Source organism: Blautia marasmi (assembly GCF_900258535.1).
GTDB classification, from domain to species: Bacteria; Bacillota; Clostridia; order Lachnospirales; family Lachnospiraceae; genus Blautia; species Blautia hominis.
Genome location: NZ_OIWX01000001.1, coordinates 3,554,192 through 3,572,068 on the forward strand (window position 1 = coordinate 3,554,192; position 17,877 = coordinate 3,572,068).

Consider the following 17,877-nt stretch of genomic DNA (forward strand, 5'->3'; position numbering starts at 1 on the left):
ATGCTGAAATCTAGTGAAAGAGAAAGACTTGTGGAAGTAACAAAAAATGTGCGTAAAGATATTCTGGAGATGGGACCCCGTTCCGGATGCAGTGTACATATTGGAGGCAGCCTGTCCTGTGTGGAAATCCTCACAACGCTTTACTACAAAATTATGCGGATCGATCCTGAAAATCCAAAGTGGGAGGACAGGGACAGATTCATTCTTTCTAAAGGACACAGCTGTGCGGCATTATATGCAGTTCTGTCACGCAAAGGATTTTTTGACAGAGAATTACTTTGGAAATATCACCACATCAACAGCAAACTTCAGGGGCATCCGGATATGAAAAAGACACCGGGTATAGATATGACATCCGGTTCGTTAGGAAATGGGCTTTCTCTGGGGCTTGGTATGGCAAAAGGCCTGAAAAAACAGAAAAAGACCAGTCAGGTATATGTGGTACTGGGGGATGGTGAAATCCAGGAAGGTATGGTTTGGGAAGCAGCACTCGCAGCAGGAGATATGCATATGGACAATCTGACAGCGGTTGTGGATTATAACCATATTCAGAGTGGTACAGATTTGAACATTGTAATGCCCCTTCATCCTCTGGTAGAAAAATGGAAAGCCTTTGGCTGGAATGTGCTGGAAGCAAATGGTCATGATCTGGATGATCTATATAGTAAGCTGGATATTGCAAGGAATTATACTGGCCGTCCAACAGTGATCATTGCCAATACAGTGAAAGGGAAGGGCGTAAGCTTCATTGAACATAATGGTTTGTGGCACAACAGAATGATCACAGAGGAAGAGATGAAAAATGCGTTTGCAGAGATTGATGCTGCTGACTTATAAAAATTAAGAAAATAGATTGGAATTTATTTATAGAAAGAGAGGCAATGAATATGTTTGAACTTGATGAAAAACTCCGCAAAGACGGCTTTGGTGAAGTTCTTGTAGAACTGGCACAAGAAGATGATAAATTAATTGCAATTAGTGGTGACAGCCATAACTCCACAGGATTAAGACCGCTTGAGGCAGCAGATCCGGCCAAGGTTGTGAATATTGGTATTCAGGAGCAGAACGGCATGGCTTTCGCGGCGGGACTTGCTGCTGTCGGAATGAAACCTTTTATGTGCGGTTTCGCACCATTCGTAACGCTCCGCTGCGTTGAGCAGTTCCGTACATTTGTAGCATATCCCAACCTTAATGTGAAGGTGTTATGTGCATTCAGCGGCCTTTTGGGATGCCCTGATGGTGGTGTTACCCATATGGGATTGGAAGATTACAATGTTATGAGGCTGTTTCCTAATACGGTAATCGTAGTTCCGGCAGATTACGAATCTTCAAAGGTTATCACCCGCGAGATTTATAAGCATGAAGGACCGGCTATGATCACCATCGGTATCAAAGCGCATAAGATTTTCGATGAAAACTATCATTTTGAGATTGGCAAGGCTAATCCAATGATTGACGGTGATGACGTGACTATTATCTCCTGCGGTGAAATGCTCTACCGCGCACTGGAAGTAAGCGAAGAGATGAAGGAAGAAGGCGTCTCCGTAAGAGTGATTGAAATGCCATGCATCAAGCCAATTGATGAAGCGGCAATCATTAAGGCTGCTAAAGAAACAGGAGCAATCGTTACGGTTGAGGACCATCAGATCATGGGCGGTCTGGGGACCGCAGTGGCAGAAGTATTATCCGAAAATTGTCCGGCAGTCCTGAAACGCGTGGGACTTAAAGATACATTCGCAGAGAGCGGCGATTATCAAGGGCTTATTGAAAAATATGGCCTGACAAAAGAAGATGTGAAGAGCGCGGTTCGTGAAGTGATCGCAAAGAAAAAAGACTGCCGGTAATTCTCCTATAAGTTACGATGGCCGGTAGAAAAACTGTTATTCAATCTGCCGGCCATACAACAAAGAGTTGATTTGAGAAAGGAAGAAATAGAAAATGAAATATTCCTGTTTGGGAAGTTCGGGAACCAGGATCAGCAGACTTACTTTAGGGACCATGATGTTCGGCAGCCATACCAGTGAGGAAGACAGCCTGAAAATTATGGATTGTGCGGTGGACAATGGAATCAATGTTTTTGATACTGCAGATGTTTATAATGGCGGGGAGTCAGAGCGAATTGTAGGAAAAGGCCTGAAAGGCAGAAGAGATCAGATAATCCTTGCGACAAAGGTGTTTTACCCCGTTACAGAGGGCATCAATAATTCCGGATTAAGCCGTGGACATATTATACAAGGTGTGGAAGACAGTCTGAAAAGACTGGAGACAGATTATATTGATATTTATTATATGCATTCTCCGGATTATAACACTTCACTGGAGGAATCCTTAGAAGCCATGGATTCGCTGGTCAAATCCGGAAAGATTCGCTATATCGGTGTCAGTAATTATGCTGCTTGGCAGATTTCCGATATATTGGCTGTCTGCGATAAGCATAATTTTGTGGCCCCTGTAATTACTGAAAATGTATACAATCTGCTTACCAGAGGGATAGAGGAAGAACTTCTTCCATGCACCAGAACACATAAGATTGCCATGACTGCTTATAATCCTCTGGCCGCAGGTCTGCTTTCCGGAAAATATAATGACGGAAATATCAATGCAGGAGAACGCTTCTCCCAGCATGCAGATTATCGTCAGCGTTATTGGATGGATTCTAATCTTAAGGCTGTTAAGAATCTGGCGGATCTTGCTGGTGATCATGGCATGACATTGATTGAGCTTGCAATGAAATGGATTGATGCACAGGAGGGGATCACCAGCATTATTACCGGTGTAAGCAAGTTGAGCCATATGGAGCAAAATGCAAAACTTCTGGATGGGGATTCTCTGCCGGAAGAGGTTCTGCAGGAATGTGACGCAATTTGGAAAGAAATCTCCGGAAGCAGGTACAGTTATAACAGATAGACATTTGAGGGAAGTCCATATGAAAAAATGTGAAAATACGATGCCATATAGGGCTTGTTCTATAAGTGTAATATATGTAGGCTCCTGGGGAAACCGGGAACAAAGGGGGCATGGCAATGGTATTTCAGCCTTTGTATTTCATGAAGAGACAGGTGGATTTACATATATAGATACACTCGAAGGTGTAGAGGAACCGGGGACGCTGACTGTGTCCCCGGATAATAAGTATCTATATTGCGCAAATGAGATGACCAAATTTCCAAAGGGAGAATATGCTGCTGGAGGTGGAATCTCCGCTATGCACATAGAGCAGGAGACAGGCAGACTGCAGCTTATCAATCAGACTTCTTCTCTAGGTTCTCTTCCGGCGTATGTTTGTATGGATACATCGGGGAAATATGTATGCTGTAGCAACCATGCATCGTTTGCAGTTATTTCCACGTATTCACGTAATAATAATGGAGAATTTACATGCCAGAAAAAGTATGACAGTTCGGGCATTGCACTTTTTAAAGTTGGAGGACAGGGTGAGATACAGCCTGGAAGTGATTTGATTATTTTCCAGGAACCAGGCAGCTACCATATTTACAAAGAAAATATGGAGATGGCGGACCATCATTTTCCAGGAAACTGGATTGAATCCCCCCAGATATTTCAATCCAGTTCACATGCGCATTCCATTAATTTTGATAAAAATGGGGTAGGAATTGTATGCGACAGAGGAACAGATATGCTTCATATGGTTCGCATAGACGAGAAGAAGAACTGTTTTATAGAAGGATTTACCTGTCATACGCGTCTGGGATCTGCCCCCAGGCATCTAGTGTTCCATCCAAAACTACCTTGCTTTTACGTGGTAAATGAGCTGGAATCAACGGTGTCTGTCTATGAATTTAATGAGGACAGAAGCAGGTTTGGGGAGGTTCAGGTGATATCTACATTGGTGGAAGGTAATATTACGAGAAATGCCCCCTCAGATATCCGTATTCATCCGTCAGGGAAATTCGTGTATGCGAGTAATCACGGAGATAACAGTATTGCTGTCTATCAGGTTCACAATAAGACAGGCCGGCTTTTAAGGGTACAGGTTTTAGAGATGGAAGGGATTTATCCGAGGGGGATTGGTGTATCTCCCAAAGGGAATTATCTGGTAGTGGGAAATATGGATAGTGATTCGATTACTTCTTATAAAATTGATGAAGTAGAGGGAACACTGTTGTGGAGTGGCCACACAGCGAAAGTGGATACACCAACATCTATTCAATTTGCGCAGTTAAAGCAGTGACGAGGAGAAAAATGCATGAAAAAATTTGAAGGGTTATATACAGCCCTTGTAACACCTTTCGATCAGGATGGCAAAATTAACGATGCAGTGCTTCAGAAGTTGATTGAGAAAAACCAGGCACAGGGTGTAAAAGGGTTTTATGTGTCAGGCAGTACCGGAGAATCCTATCTTCTTTCTACGGATGAAAGAAAATATCTGATTGACTCCGTGACAGAAGCAGTTGGGGGAAAAGGGGAAGTCATTGTCAATATTGGAATGTTTGCAACCAAACATAGTATAGAGCTGGCCCGCCATGCATACAGCAGAAATGTATCGGCAATCTCTTCGGTTCCTCCCTTTTATTTTCCTTTTACGAAAAATGAATTGGTAACTTATTATGAGGATTTGGCAAATGCTGTGGATACACCTGTCATTGTATATAACATTCCCAAAATGTCAGGGATAGAGTTTACGCTGGATGACTTTGACAGGCTGTTGGCAAATGAGAAGATTCTTGGGATAAAGCATACCAGTTATGATTTGTTTCAGTTTCAGCAGTTGATTGAAGCATATCCGGATAAGAGTATCTTTATCGGCCATGATGAAATTTATCTCAGTGCCCTTGCAGCAGGAGCCAAAGCCGGTATTGGAAGTACCTATAATATTATGGCAGATAAATTTGTGAAACTGGATCAGTGCTTTGCCGGGAATAAAAAAGAAGAGGCACTGAAAATACAGGGAGAGATAAATTGTGTAGTGCAGGCACTCTGTAAAGTAGGTGTCTTTAAAGGTGTCAAAGAAATTCTGAAAATGCAGGGATTGGACTGTGGATCATGCAGAAAGCCGTTTTTACCACTGAATGAATCTCAGAAGATTTTCTTGAGAGAAACAGCGGAAAAGAACGGTCTTTTATAAAAGTTAAAAAATGGACAGAGAAGGGATATGGCTATGAAAGAACATAAAATTGCCAAAATAGAAGTGCATCTGGTGTCCTCAGCAGTGGAAGGTGGCTTTGCTGATGCAACCAGAAAAGTGGAAATGATTGGCTATACTGTGGTCAGGGTGACAACGGATACAGGAATCGAAGGGTTTGGAGTTACTTATCATGAAGTTGGTGGAGAGGCAACAAAGCTTTTGATTGAAAAGAATATAGCACCTAAACTCATGGGAAGAAATCCTTTTGAGACTGAAGTGATCTGGCAGGAAATGTTTGGTTATTTAAGAGGTGTGGGCAGAAAGGGCATGATGTTCTGCGCTTTGAGTGCGGTGGATATTGCACTTTGGGATTTAAAAGGTAAGATACTGGACATTCCTTTGTATAAACTCATGGGCGGCGATCAGACTAAAGTACCTGTGTATGGAAGCGGTGGATGGACTTCTTATACAGATGATGAACTGGTAGCGGAGATGAAGAGTCTGGTAGAGGACGAACATTATAACATGATCAAGTTCAAAGTGGGCGTTGAGGGTGGCAATAATTTGAGAAGAGATGTGGAAAGAGTCCGTAAAGTCCGTGAAGCAGTGGGACCGGAAATCGGGATCATGCTCGATGCAAATAACTGCTGGGATGCTGCCACAGGTGCCAGATTTGCCAACAGAGTCAAGGATTATGACATTATGTTCCTGGAAGAGCCGGTATTTGCTGATGATATCCCGGGACTTAAAAAATATAAGATGTCCACAGACTTGCCGCTGGCAACCGGCGAGCATGAATACACCAAATTTGGAGCCAGGGATTTAGTATTACATAGTGGTGCAGATATACTTCAATTGGACGGAACACGTGCAGGCGGATTTACGGAAATGCTGAAAATAGCTGCCATCACGCAGGCGTGGAACGTGAAATTTGCACCACATGCCATGGAGAATATCCATATTCATCTCATCAGTGCCTGCCCTAATGCCCTCTTCCTGGAACGTCTGAAATTATTTGAGGGAATTACGAAGAGTCTTTATAAAGATGCACCGCTTCCCCTAGATGGTTATATGTATATTCCTGATAAACCAGGTTTGGGTCTGACTCTGGACATGGACTTTATCAAAGAAAATGATGAGAAGTTATTTTAAAGAGGAGGAAAACGAAAGTGAAAGCATTGGTCAAAACAGGAAAAAATGTAGGTTATGCCTATAAAGAAATTCCGAAACCGGTACCGGGTCCGGGAGAGATACTGGTTAAAGTAAAAGCTGCCGCTGTTTGCGGTTCTGATATTCATTCTTACCTGTGGGATGAAAATGCTGAAAATTTTGCAGCCGGAAGCAGTGTTAGTTTTCCTTATGTGGTGGGACACGAATATGCAGGTATTGTAGAAGAACTTGGGGAAGGGGTCACGGAGTTTTCTGCAGGTGACCGTGTTTCCATGGAGACGCATATTTTCTGTGGTAAATGTTATCACTGCCAAAATGGTATGGCCCATAACTGCACAGAACTTGGAGGATATGGTGCCGGATATGGGGGATGCTTTGCGGAATACTGTGTTGCGCCTACACGTGTGGTTTATAAGCTGCCGGATGGAGTTTCTTTTGAAGAAGGTGCTATTTTTGAACCCTCCGGAGTTGCTATGCATGCGGTGGATGAAGCCCAAGTATCTCCGGGAGATACTATCGTGGTATATGGTGCTGGTCCGGTGGGATTGGTGGCAATCCAGATTTTAAATGTCTGTGGAGCAGGCAGAGTAATTGCGGTTGATATGAATGAATACAGACTGAAAATGGCAGAAGAATTTGGTGCCGTTACCTTAAATCCTGCGGATACGGATGTTGTTGAAGAAGTGAGAAGACTGACAGCCACCCGGGGTGGTGCGGATGCTGTGCTTGAGATGACGGGCTCTCCACGAGTGTACCAGAATATGTTTGAGATGCTGCGCAAAGAAGGAAGAATCGTTACAGTCGGTCACCCCGGTACGGATGTACCAGTAAATGTGACACGGTATATCAATCAGAAAGGTATCTCATGGAAGGGTATCTATGGCAGAAAGGTATGGAAGACCTGGACGCAATTGGCCTCTCTGGTAGATACTAAGAAAATCAATCTTCCTGCCATCATCACGCACAGGTTTGCGCTGGAGCAGTGTGAGGAGGCTTTTGAACAGATGAAAAATGGCGCAGGAAAAGTCTTGTTTATTCCAGAGATGACAGAGACTAAACCGGAGAAATAAAAGAAATTTTGGAGGATTGAAAATGAAAGCGTTTGTTATTGATGACAGAGAACGTGTAGATGGAAGACCGAAGGTATATTTTGAAGAACGTCCTATGCCGATACTGAAAAATGAGAGATCCGTTTTGGTAAAGGTGAAGGCAGCAGGTATCTGCGGTTCTGATATCCATATCTTTGAGGGAAGACATGGTATGTGTATTGGCCTGAAAATTGTACCGGGACATGAATTTACAGGAGAGGTTGTGGAAGTCGGAAGCGCTGTGACAAAATTTAAAGCAGGTGACCGGGTTGTACACGAACCCACAAGTTCCTGCGGCGAGTGCTATGCCTGCCGTGTGGGACAGGAAAATGTTTGTACAAACCTTACAGTCAGCGGCTGCGGCAGTGATGGCGGTTGGCAGGAATATGTGGTTTACGATGAAAAACAGTGGCACCATATTCCGGACTGGGTTAGTTACGTGCAGGCTGCACTGATCGAGCCATATACCATTGCGGCACAGGCTTGCAGCCGGGCAGAACTTTTCCCGGGGGATGTAGTCCTGATCCACGGAGCTGGTCCTATTGGCCTTATGACAGGTCAGACAGCAAAAAGCTTTGGCGCAACGGTTATTATGTCTGAAATTATGGAGGGCAGAATCAATCTGGCCCGTGAGATGGGCATGGATTATGTGATCAATCCCAAAGAGACCAATTTGGTGAAAGAAGTTATGAAGATTACAAATGGCGAGGGACCAAATGTGGTGATTGACTGTGCGGGAATTCCAAATGCTTCTCAGCAGGCAGGGGAAATCCTATCTCCAGCTGGCCGCTATGTTGTTGTTGCATCTGGACCGGTACATATTGATGGTGATCTGGTTCGCTTGAAGGCCCTGCGTGTTCTTGGTTCCAGGCAGCAGAAGGAGCAGTTTGAACCGGTGATCTCCAAGCTGCCCATTTATGTAAAGGATATCGACAGAATTATTTCATCCATTTATCCATTTGAGATGTCGAAGGAGGCTTTTGCATTTGCTTCTGAACGTCATCCCGAGACAGGAAAAATAGTTGTTAAATTTGATTAATAGATAGGATTGCTGATGTGTCTTTTAAAATATTAGATTAATTGGGGGTAAGACATGGAAAATAAAAGAAAAAAATCACGTATCACAAAGAAAATCATGAGTATGGCATTGGCTGCGACCATGGTAATAGGCGTATTATCGGGCTGCGGAAATTCAGATGCCAAGACAACAGAAACTTCAAAGAAAAGCAGTTCAGACAGAGAAGATATCATTGTGGGATATCATATGGAACCGGCTACACTGGACCCGAATAATATGGGGGATGGCGGCTCCTTTATGGTCACAGCGCAGATTTATGAAGGTCTTTTATGGCTTACGGATGACTTGGAAGTGGAGCCCATGCTTGCGAAGAGCTGGGATATAACAGAAGATGGTCTGAAATACACTTTTCATCTTGAGGAGGATGTACAATTCCACAACGGAGAACCGTTGACAGCAGATGATGTGCTATTTTCTTACCAGAGAGCCATGGATGGCGGTTATGCGGGTTCTGTAACAGATATTATAGATACCATGCAGGCAATTGATGAGCACACGTTTGAAGTGACACTAAAATATGCATATGAGCCGGCACTGGAATGTTTTGCTTCTCATTTCCTGCGTGTTGTCAGTAAGAAAGCGGTTGAGGAATGTGGCGATTCTTTCAGCTACAATCCTGTTGATGCAGGTACTGGCCCTTATAAATTCGTGTCCTGGGACAGCGGAAATAATATTGTTTTAGAAGCCAACGAGGGATATTGGCGGGAGGAAGCATCTATCAAGAAGATGGAAATCCGTTTTCTGGCGGATCAGACAACTCTCAGTTCAGCTTTAGAGGCCGGTGATCTTGATGTGGCTCCTATATCTGTGACGGATGTACTTAAATATGAAGATAATCCTGACATGGGATATCTCTCAAAAGCATCTACTACGCTGAATTTTGTCGGCTTTAACAATGCTGAGACACCCTTTGACAATAAATTGGTAAGACAGGCGATCGCTTATTGCTGTGATACAGATGAATTGATCCTCTGTGCATTTGATTCGGAAATGGGAGGAACAGCAACTGCCGGTGCAGTGCCTTCTGATGGCTTTGGCTACAATAAAGAACTTAAGCTTTATCCAAAAGATGTTGAGAAGGCGAAAGAACTGTTGGCAGAGGCCGGTTATGCGAATGGTTTTACAACAACTATTTACACACCCAATAATACACCTAGAAAGAATATTGCTACTTACCTGCAGTCTTGTCTGGCAGAAATCGGTATTACTGCAGATATCGAGGTGATGGAACAGGCAGCAGTTTTGGATGAAATACGCGCAGGAAACTGTCCGATTTTTATCATGGGATTCAGTGGAGTAGCCGGAGATGCGGACTTCTTCTATTATGGCAACTTCCATTCCGGACAGACCTACAATTACAGCAATTATTATAATGAAGAAATTGATGAAAAACTGGATAAGGCAAAACAGTCTACAGATTCCGCTGAGAGGGAAAGTCTTTACAAAGAAATATCAGAGACAATCTATGAAGATGTGCCGGTTCTGCCTACATACTTCCAGAATGGTTTGTGGGGATTTAAATCAAATCTGAACTGCTCCATCTCTGCAACCGGCAGGTTCTATGTTTATGACTGGTCCTGGAAATAAGAAGTAACCGTAAATCTGCGCTTTGTAAGATGGAGTTAAAAAATTATGGTTAAGTATACAATTAAGAGAATTTTGCTGCTGATTCCTATACTTGTGGCAGTCATCTTCATAGTTTATTTTCTTATGGACCTGACACCAGGTGACCCGGCAAGAATTATATTAGGTGAGACGGCTACCAATGAGGATATTGAGGCATTAAATGAAGAAATGGGATTTGATGATCCGTTTATTGTACGCTTCGGACGATATGCATATGAGCTTATTGTGCATCAGGATTTTGGTGATTCCTGGCGTACCGGCAGAGATGTAATGGGAGAAGTGATCCATCGTTTCCCTACGAGTTTTAAACTGGCGGTCTTTGGAATTCTGCTGGCTGCATTACTGGGAATCCCTTTGGGAGTGGTATCTGCGGTAAAGCAGTATTCGGCATTGGATAATATATCACGAGTATCAGCTATGCTTTTGGCAGCGTTTCCGCCTTTTTGGCTGGGCATGATCCTTGTGCTCACCTTTTCGTTGAAACTGGGATGGCTCCCGGCAAGTGGCGTGACCTCCATGAAAAGTTATATATTGCCCGTGGTTACCATAGCAGTGCCTCAGGCGGCATCCCTGATGCGTTTTACCCGCTCTACCATGCTGGAAACAATCCGGCAGGACTACATAAGGACAGCCCGTGCAAAGGGGCTGTCCGAGTGGAAGGTTACGGTTTTCCACGCACTGAAAAATGCACTTTTGCCGATTATTACTGTACTGGGAACTGCTTTTGGATGGATGATAAGTGGTGTGGTTGTTATTGAGAATGTGTTTGGTATTGCAGGTATGGGACAGTTTGCATTAAATGCAATTCAGCAGAAGGATGTACCACAGGTTATGGCTGCAGTTATATTCCTCTCTGTCATTTTTTGCTTGATCATGCTTGTGGTTGATATTATGTATGCCTTTGTTGACCCGCGGATCAGGAGTTCTTATTCATCCGTAAAACGTAAAACAAAAAAGCTGGGGAGGAAGCAGTATGCCTAGAAAAAGTAAGAAAAAAGCGGCCTCCAAATCTATGACTGTTGATATTATACGGCGTTTTGCCAGCAACAAAACAGCAATGGCCGCATTTGTTTTTTTGATACTGGTTGCTTTGGTCGCGATTTTTGCTGATGTTATTGTAGATTATAATGTGTCGATCACACAGAATATAACCGAGCGTTTCAAGGCACCGGGGAAGGCACATATTCTGGGAACAGATGCCTTTGGACGTGATGTTCTTGCAAGGATCATTCATGGATCCCGTATATCCCTGCTGATAGGACTTGGGACAACATCTGTTTCATTGATTATTGCCTGCATCCTGGGTTCAGCGGCTGCGTATTATGGAAACATGGTAGATAATGTAATTATGAGATGCATTGATGTGTTGATTAGTATTCCAAGTATTCTGCTGACAATCTGCCTGGTTTCCATTCTTGGCTCTAATGCGTTTAATCTGGGGGTGGCTCTGATGATAGGACAGATTCCCAGCTTTACGAAAATAGTCCGCTCAACGGTGCTGAATGTGAAGGGGTCTGACTATATTGAAGCAGCAAGGGCCTGCGGTTCATCGGATGCCAGAATTATTGCTACTCACATTCTGCCCAATGCGTTAGGTCCCATTATTGTACAGGGTACTATGAATATTTCCGGAGCCATTCTGACTGCATCTGGTTTGAGCTTTATCGGTCTTGGATGCCAGCCCCCCGCACCGGAATGGGGTGTCATGCTCTCAGAGGCAAAAGAAAAAATGCTTATGTATCCATATCTGGCAATTATACCGGGTATAGCAATTGTTTTAACTGCTCTTGGCTTCAACCTTATGGGAGATGGTCTGCGGGATGCACTGGATCCCAAACTGAAAGATTGAGGTGGAACGTATGATAGAGAAACAGAAATTATTGGAAATAAAAAATCTAAACGTAGAATACCATTCAGACGGAAAGGTTGCCCATGCAGTTAATGGCATAGACTTCACTCTAAATAAAGGGGAAACACTTGGTCTTGTGGGAGAAACAGGTGCGGGTAAGACTACCACAGCCCTGTCTATTCTGAAACTGCTTCCCAACATGGGACGGGTATCCCATATGTCTGCAGATTGTATGGCTTTTAGAAATATAGACCTTCTCCATACTTCAGAAGTGGAAATGAGAGCTGTCCGCGGCGCCTTTATCTCTATGATTTTTCAGGACCCTATGACCAGTCTGAACCCGGTCATGAGTGTGGGAGAACAGATCGCAGAGGTGATCAGGACGCATAATCCGAAATTTTCAAAAGAAGAGGTGGATAAAGAAGTAGAACGTATGTTGAAGATGGTGGGAATTCCTCCGGAAAGAAAGGTGGAGTATCCTCATGAATTTTCAGGTGGTATGAAGCAGCGTATTGTAATTGCAATTGCCCTTTCCTGTACCCCGGCGCTGTTGATTGCCGATGAACCCACAACAGCACTTGATGTGACTATTCAGGCTCAGGTTCTTGATATGATGAAAGATTTAAAGGATAAGCTGGATACAGCCATGTTGCTGATCACCCATGATCTTGGTGTTGTAGCCGAGACTTGTGACAATGTCGCAGTCATCTATGCGGGAGAGATTATTGAAATCGGTACAGCGGAGGATATCTTCGAGGGGAAATTTCATCACCCTTATACCATAGGACTTTTTGGTTCAATCCCCGATATCAAAACGGAAACAGAACGGCTTTCTCCGATTCCCGGTCTAATGCCTAATCCGTTTCATCTGCCCAGTGGATGTAAATTTCATCCGAGATGTCCGCACTGTACAGAAAAATGTAAAACAGAAAGTCCGAAAGTCCAGGAGTATAACGGTCATCAGATCCGCTGCCATTACCCTGTGAAGGAAGAAGGAAAGGGGGCTGTCTTATGAGTGAGATAACTGCCACTCCATTGATTCAGACGGTGGGATTAAAAAAATACTTTAATGTAGCTGCCGGAGAGCTGCACGCGGTCGATGATGTGAACATCACAATTCCTAAAGGAAAGACATTGGGAATCGTAGGAGAATCAGGATGCGGAAAATCTACACTGGGACGTGTGATCCTTCGGCTTTTGGAAGCATCAGAAGGCCAGGTCTTATATGATGGAGAGGACATTCTGAAATATGACCGGAATAAGATGAAAGAAATGCGCAAAAAAATGCAGATTATTTTTCAAGACCCTTATGGCAGTCTTGATCCGAGAATGTCTGTCTTTGAACTGATCGCGGAACCACTCAAAATTAATAAAATCACAAAGAATAAACGGGAAATCGAAGAAAAAGTGATGAGCGTTATGAAGACTGTAGGCCTGGCAGAACGTCTCAGAAACACGTATCCTCATGAATTGGATGGTGGACGCCGCCAGAGAATTGGAATTGCCAGAGCATTGGTTCTGGACCCGGAATTTATTGTGTGTGATGAACCGGTTTCTGCACTTGATGTTTCCATTCAGGCACAAATATTGAATCTTTTGATGGACCTTCAGGAAGAGAGGGGTATCACCTACGTGTTCATTACCCATGATTTATCGGTTGTCAAGCATATTGCAGACGAAATCTGTGTTATGTATCTTGGGCAGTGTATAGAAAAAGCACCATCTAAGGAGCTTTTTGCAAATCCTCTGCATCCATATACACAGGCATTGCTGAATGCAGTTCCGATTCCTGAAATTCGCCGTAATAAGGAGCGAGAATTGATTTACGGTGAACTTGTGAGCCCGATCAATCCAAAGCCAGGATGCAGATTTGCAGCAAGATGTAAATACGCCAGAGACGGTGCCTGCAAGTCAGCGCAGGATCAGATGGTGTTCAAGGAAGTGCAGGAAGATCATTACATCATGTGTTCTTATTTTCAGACACAGTAAAGGCTTGGAAGGAGAAATGAACAATGAAAATTGGTATTGGAAATGACCATTCTGCCGTGGAAATGAAAAAGAATATTTCAGTATATCTTAAAGAGCTTGGCCATGAAGTGATAAATTATGGTACAGACAGCAGTGAGTCCTGCAATTATCCGGTTTATGGAGAAAAAGTTGCCGCCGCTGTGCAGGATGGAGAGGTGGACTGTGGGGTTTTGATTTGCGGAACTGGTGTGGGAATTTCCCTGGCTGCAAATAAGGTGCGGGGAATCCGTGCGGTGGTATGCAGTGAACCATGTTCAGCGAGGCTTTCCAAGGAGCATAATAACACCAATATACTCGCTTTTGGTGCCCGAATTGTGGGAATTGAGATGGCTAAAATGATTGTGGATGCATGGCTGGAAGCAGAATTTCAGGGAGGACGCCACGCCGACCGTGTAAATATGGTGATGGATATTGAAAACAGAAAAGGAAATGCAATAGAATGAAAAGGGAAGAAACAGCCACATTTATTAAAGAGGGAAAAGCTTCTCTAGGCATAGAACTCGGTTCCACCAGGATCAAAGGAGTGTTGATAGGAAAGGGATATATGCCTGTAGCTTTAGGTGAGTATAGCTGGGAAAATAAATATGAAAATGGTATCTGGACCTATGATTTGGAGGAGGTTTGGACCGGCCTTCAGACATGTTATGCAAGGCTTGTAAAGGATGTAGCCGGGAAATACGGTGTACAGTTAAAACGTGTCGCTTCTGTTGGTATATCTGCCATGATGCATGGATATCTTCCTTTTGATAAAGAAGGAACTTTGCTGACACCATTCAGAACCTGGCGAAATACCATGACTGGACAGGCTGCGGAAGAACTAACAAAACTTCTGGATTTTAATATACCACAGAGGTGGTCTTTGGCACATCTTTATCAGGCTCTCCTGAACAAGGAAGAGCATACACAGAAAATTGACTTTATCACAACTCTCTCGGGATATGTGCATTGGAAACTTACAGGAAAAAAGGTGATTGGTATTGGTGATGCCTCCGGTATGTTCCCTATAGATACATTAAAACATGATTTTGATAAGTCTATGCTGGAAAAATTTCAGCAGGCTGCATCAAAACTTGGCTGGAAGGGAATAGTAGACGAAATTCTGCCAAAAGTTATGACCGCGGGGGAAATTGCCGGGACACTTACGGAGGAAGGAGCGGCTCTTTTAGACCCTGCAGGTGTACTGCGTGCAGGTATTCCCTTCGCAGCCCCGGAAGGTGACGCTGGAACTGGAATGGTGGCTACCAATTCTGTTGCTGTCAGAACTGGAAATATCTCTGCCGGGACATCTGTTTTCTCTATGGTAGTTCTGGAAAAACAACTGTCCAGTATGTATGAAGAGATTGATATGGTTACTACGCCTGCCGGAAATCCGGTCGCCATGGTGCACTGCAATAACTGCACAAATGAAATTAATGCTTGGGCAAGGGTTTTAAAAGAATTTCTTGAGGCATTGGGACAGACAACGGATATGAATCAGATATTTACTGCCATGTTTACTTCCGCAGTGCAGGCAGAAACCGACTGCGGGGGATTATTAATATACAATTATCTCTCCGGTGAACCGCTGACCGGACTGTCAGCTGGTCGCCCGCTTCTGGTCCGAAGCCCTCAGGCAAGGCTTACTTTCTCTAATTTTATGTTGTCTCAGCTCTATTCCGCAGTGGCATCTCTCAATATTGGGATGGAAATACTTGAAAGAGAGCAGGTTAAGATTGATAAACTTTATGGTCACGGCGGCTTTTTTAAGACACCTGTCATTGGACAGAGGGTAATGGCAGCAGCGCTTAATGCACCGGTTTCTGTTATGGATACTGCGGGGGAAGGGGGAGCATGGGGAATGGCTCTTTTGGCTGCCTATATGACAGATAAAGAGGAGGAAGAAAAACTGGAAGATTTCCTGGAGAAGAGAGTTTTTGCCAATCAGACAGCAGTCAGCCAGTCTCCTGATACCAATCTTCAGAAAGGCTTTGAGCGATTTATGGAACAGTATAAAAAAGGACTTTATATTGAGATAGAGGCAGTGGAAAGGATTTAGAGGAGGAGGTATTATGGCAGGAACGGAGCCAGAGAACCTTTTGTTCTTGCTACAGAGAATGACGCTTTGAATGGTATCAGCATGCTTTTTATGAAGCTCTTATGGCCATATCGGTGCAGATTTGATTACGATGGCCTCTATGCTGAGAATTCCCGTATGTCTGCATAATGTACCTGAAAAGGATATCTACAGGCCAGCTGCATGGAACGCATTTGGAGCGGATAAAGAAGGACAGGATTACAGGGCATGTGCGGCTTACGGTCCGCTGTACAAGGCTATCCGATAGTTGTAAAAGGGCAGGGCGGCCGCATAAAATGTGGCAGCTCTGCTCTTTTATATAAAAGGCTCATAGGAAAACAAAAATCAGGAGAAAAGTAGTATGTTTTTTAAAATGCCGGTATTGGTATACCAGGAAAAAAACTGTGTTAATAACCATAAAGAAGATTTAAAAGAACTGGGGAAAAAGGCGTTGATTGTTACAGGACGTCATGGGGCAAAAGTATGCGGCGCTCTTTTGGATGTGCAGAGCGCATTGGAGTCTGCTGAAATACCCAACATTTTATTTGATGAAATAGAAGAAAATCCGTCGGTGGAAACCATCATGAAGGCAAGAGAAACAGGCCTGAGAGCACAGGTGGATTTCGTGATTGGAATTGGCGGCGGCTCACCAATGGATGCGGCAAAAGCAATTGCTCTTATGCTTGCTAATCCAGGTAAAGGAGAGGAGTTCCTTTATGAAAAGACAGAAGGAGCTAAAGCATATCCTGTTGTGGCGATTCCAACAACTTGCGGTACCGGTTCAGAAGTTACAGGGGTGGCTGTTTTGACTAGGCATGCGATATGTAAAAAAGCTTCAATGACGCATACGGTTTTCCCTGTATTGGCACTTGTGGATGGGAAATATTTGGCAGCTGCACCGAAAAATGTGCTGTGCAATACGGCGGCAGATGCTTTGGCCCATTTGATAGAAAGCTATTTGAATACCAATGCTACTGACTGCAGCCGGATGTTTGTACGCGAAGGTATGCGCTTATGGTGCCTGAGTAAAGATATTTTGCTGGGAGAGAGAGCTGCAAAATACGAGGATTACTGTAATATGATAAATGCATCTGTTTGTGCCGGGATGGCCATTTCCCATACAGGAACATCACTGCCACATGGACTTAGCTATTATGTAACATATGAATTAGGCGTTCCACATGGCAAGGCTTGCGGGTATTTCCTGGCAGGATATTTAAAGGAAGCCCCGGAAAAAGAAAGAAATTATATATTGGAGCTTTCAGGATTTTCTTGTATGCATGATTTTGAAAATTTTATAAAGACGGTATGTGATTTAACTATATTGCCGCAGGAATTATTAAAAAGAGCTGCAGCTGGTATCGGAAACGATAATGCTAAGCTTAAAAATTGTCCTTTTAAAACAGATGCAAGTCTGCTGAAGAGGATAGCTGGTGTTTTTGAAGTATAATAAATTTAAGGAAGGTACAGGATATGAAGCTTACGAATATTGAAAATCCTAAGGGATTAATGGAAGTTATTGATACGTGCGAGGGAACTGTTGAGATTGTTACTTCTGAAGGTGATAGGCTGAATCTAAAATCTAAATTATGCCAGTATATCTCTCTTGCAAGTATTTTTACGGTGGCTTCCAAAATTCCGGAACTCGAAATTATAGCACATGAGCCGGATGATTTGAATAAAATTTTGAAATATATTATGAAAGAATAGCTGCGAATCAGTTAGCCGCAATACCAATTACCTGTTTTAAAGCAGGTTGTTGAATCCAGCATTGCATCGGTTATGCGGCAGAGATTATATTTGTCCGAATCAAGATAAAATTTATATGGCGGAGGTTGTCTTTTTATGTAAAGATTATTTTAGGAACTTGTGAACCCCGCAGAAATAAGTGACAGAACA

General features: G+C 43.4%; 17 protein-coding genes and 1 pseudogene. All 18 read left to right on the forward strand.

What is annotated here, in order from left to right; genetic code table 11:
* The 18 genes and pseudogenes from C6P39_RS15315 (at position 1) to C6P39_RS15405 (ending at position 17,688) form a co-directional block, all read left to right on the forward strand.
* Positions 1 to 837 carry a transketolase gene (locus tag C6P39_RS15315; RefSeq protein ID WP_104804351.1) on the forward strand — a complete coding sequence of 279 codons (837 nt, stop codon included), beginning with the start codon at positions 1 to 3 and terminating at the stop codon, positions 835 to 837.
* A 50-nt stretch (positions 838 to 887) separates the two neighbouring features.
* On the forward strand, positions 888 to 1,844 hold the full coding sequence (locus C6P39_RS15320; RefSeq protein WP_158661588.1) for a transketolase family protein: 957 nt from the start codon (positions 888 to 890) through the stop codon (positions 1,842 to 1,844).
* Positions 1,845 to 1,938: 94 nt separating this feature from the next.
* Positions 1,939 to 2,907, forward strand: coding sequence for an aldo/keto reductase (locus C6P39_RS15325; RefSeq protein ID WP_104804353.1), 969 nt, complete (start codon positions 1,939 to 1,941; stop codon positions 2,905 to 2,907).
* A gap of 19 nt (positions 2,908 to 2,926) precedes the next feature.
* Entirely contained in the window at positions 2,927 to 4,192 is a 1,266-nt protein-coding gene (locus tag C6P39_RS15330) for a lactonase family protein (protein WP_158661589.1), read from the forward strand.
* A 15-nt stretch (positions 4,193 to 4,207) separates the two neighbouring features.
* Positions 4,208 to 5,086: an N-acetylneuraminate lyase gene (locus C6P39_RS15335; RefSeq protein ID WP_104804355.1), complete on the forward strand. Its 879-nt coding sequence runs from the start codon at positions 4,208 to 4,210 to the stop codon at positions 5,084 to 5,086.
* Positions 5,087 to 5,119: 33 nt separating this feature from the next.
* Positions 5,120 to 6,238: a mandelate racemase/muconate lactonizing enzyme family protein gene (locus tag C6P39_RS15340; protein ID WP_104805945.1), complete on the forward strand. Its 1,119-nt coding sequence runs from the start codon at positions 5,120 to 5,122 to the stop codon at positions 6,236 to 6,238.
* 17 nt (positions 6,239 to 6,255) lie between these two features.
* Positions 6,256 to 7,326 carry a zinc-dependent alcohol dehydrogenase gene (locus C6P39_RS15345; protein WP_104804356.1) on the forward strand — a complete coding sequence of 357 codons (1,071 nt, stop codon included), beginning with the start codon at positions 6,256 to 6,258 and terminating at the stop codon, positions 7,324 to 7,326.
* A gap of 22 nt (positions 7,327 to 7,348) precedes the next feature.
* Positions 7,349 to 8,383 (forward strand): zinc-dependent alcohol dehydrogenase, encoded by a 1,035-nt coding sequence (locus C6P39_RS15350; RefSeq protein ID WP_104804357.1) that lies wholly within the window; start codon positions 7,349 to 7,351, stop codon positions 8,381 to 8,383.
* A gap of 54 nt (positions 8,384 to 8,437) precedes the next feature.
* The gene (locus C6P39_RS15355; RefSeq protein ID WP_104804358.1) at positions 8,438 to 10,009 is read left to right on the forward strand and encodes an ABC transporter substrate-binding protein; all 1,572 of its coding nucleotides are present in this window, start codon (positions 8,438 to 8,440) and stop codon (positions 10,007 to 10,009) included.
* Positions 10,010 to 10,054: 45 nt separating this feature from the next.
* Complete coding sequence (locus tag C6P39_RS15360) at positions 10,055 to 11,029, forward strand: ABC transporter permease (RefSeq protein WP_104804359.1); 975 nt, start codon at positions 10,055 to 10,057, stop codon at positions 11,027 to 11,029.
* Entirely contained in the window at positions 11,022 to 11,897 is an 876-nt protein-coding gene (locus tag C6P39_RS15365) for an ABC transporter permease (RefSeq protein ID WP_104804360.1), read from the forward strand. Before C6P39_RS15360 ends, C6P39_RS15365 begins: the two co-directional genes overlap by 8 nt.
* A gap of 10 nt (positions 11,898 to 11,907) precedes the next feature.
* Positions 11,908 to 12,912 carry an ABC transporter ATP-binding protein gene (locus tag C6P39_RS15370; RefSeq protein WP_104804361.1) on the forward strand — a complete coding sequence of 335 codons (1,005 nt, stop codon included), beginning with the start codon at positions 11,908 to 11,910 and terminating at the stop codon, positions 12,910 to 12,912.
* Entirely contained in the window at positions 12,909 to 13,886 is a 978-nt protein-coding gene (locus tag C6P39_RS15375; protein WP_104804362.1) for an ABC transporter ATP-binding protein, read from the forward strand. The genes C6P39_RS15370 and C6P39_RS15375 overlap by 4 nt, the downstream gene beginning before the upstream one ends.
* 23 nt (positions 13,887 to 13,909) lie before the next feature.
* Positions 13,910 to 14,368: a ribose 5-phosphate isomerase B gene (gene rpiB, locus C6P39_RS15380; protein WP_104804363.1), complete on the forward strand. Its 459-nt coding sequence runs from the start codon at positions 13,910 to 13,912 to the stop codon at positions 14,366 to 14,368.
* Entirely contained in the window at positions 14,365 to 15,960 is a 1,596-nt protein-coding gene (locus tag C6P39_RS15385; protein WP_104804364.1) for a xylulokinase, read from the forward strand. Before rpiB ends, C6P39_RS15385 begins: the two co-directional genes overlap by 4 nt.
* 97 nt (positions 15,961 to 16,057) lie before the next feature.
* Positions 16,058 to 16,246: pseudogene (gene fucI, locus C6P39_RS28510) on the forward strand (L-fucose isomerase); the annotation flags it as partial.
* Positions 16,247 to 16,339: 93 nt separating this feature from the next.
* Positions 16,340 to 17,428 (forward strand): iron-containing alcohol dehydrogenase family protein, encoded by a 1,089-nt coding sequence (locus C6P39_RS15400; protein ID WP_104804366.1) that lies wholly within the window; start codon positions 16,340 to 16,342, stop codon positions 17,426 to 17,428.
* A gap of 23 nt (positions 17,429 to 17,451) precedes the next feature.
* Positions 17,452 to 17,688 (forward strand): polya polymerase, encoded by a 237-nt coding sequence (locus C6P39_RS15405; RefSeq protein ID WP_104804367.1) that lies wholly within the window; start codon positions 17,452 to 17,454, stop codon positions 17,686 to 17,688.
* Positions 17,689 to 17,877: the final 189 nt, after the last annotated feature.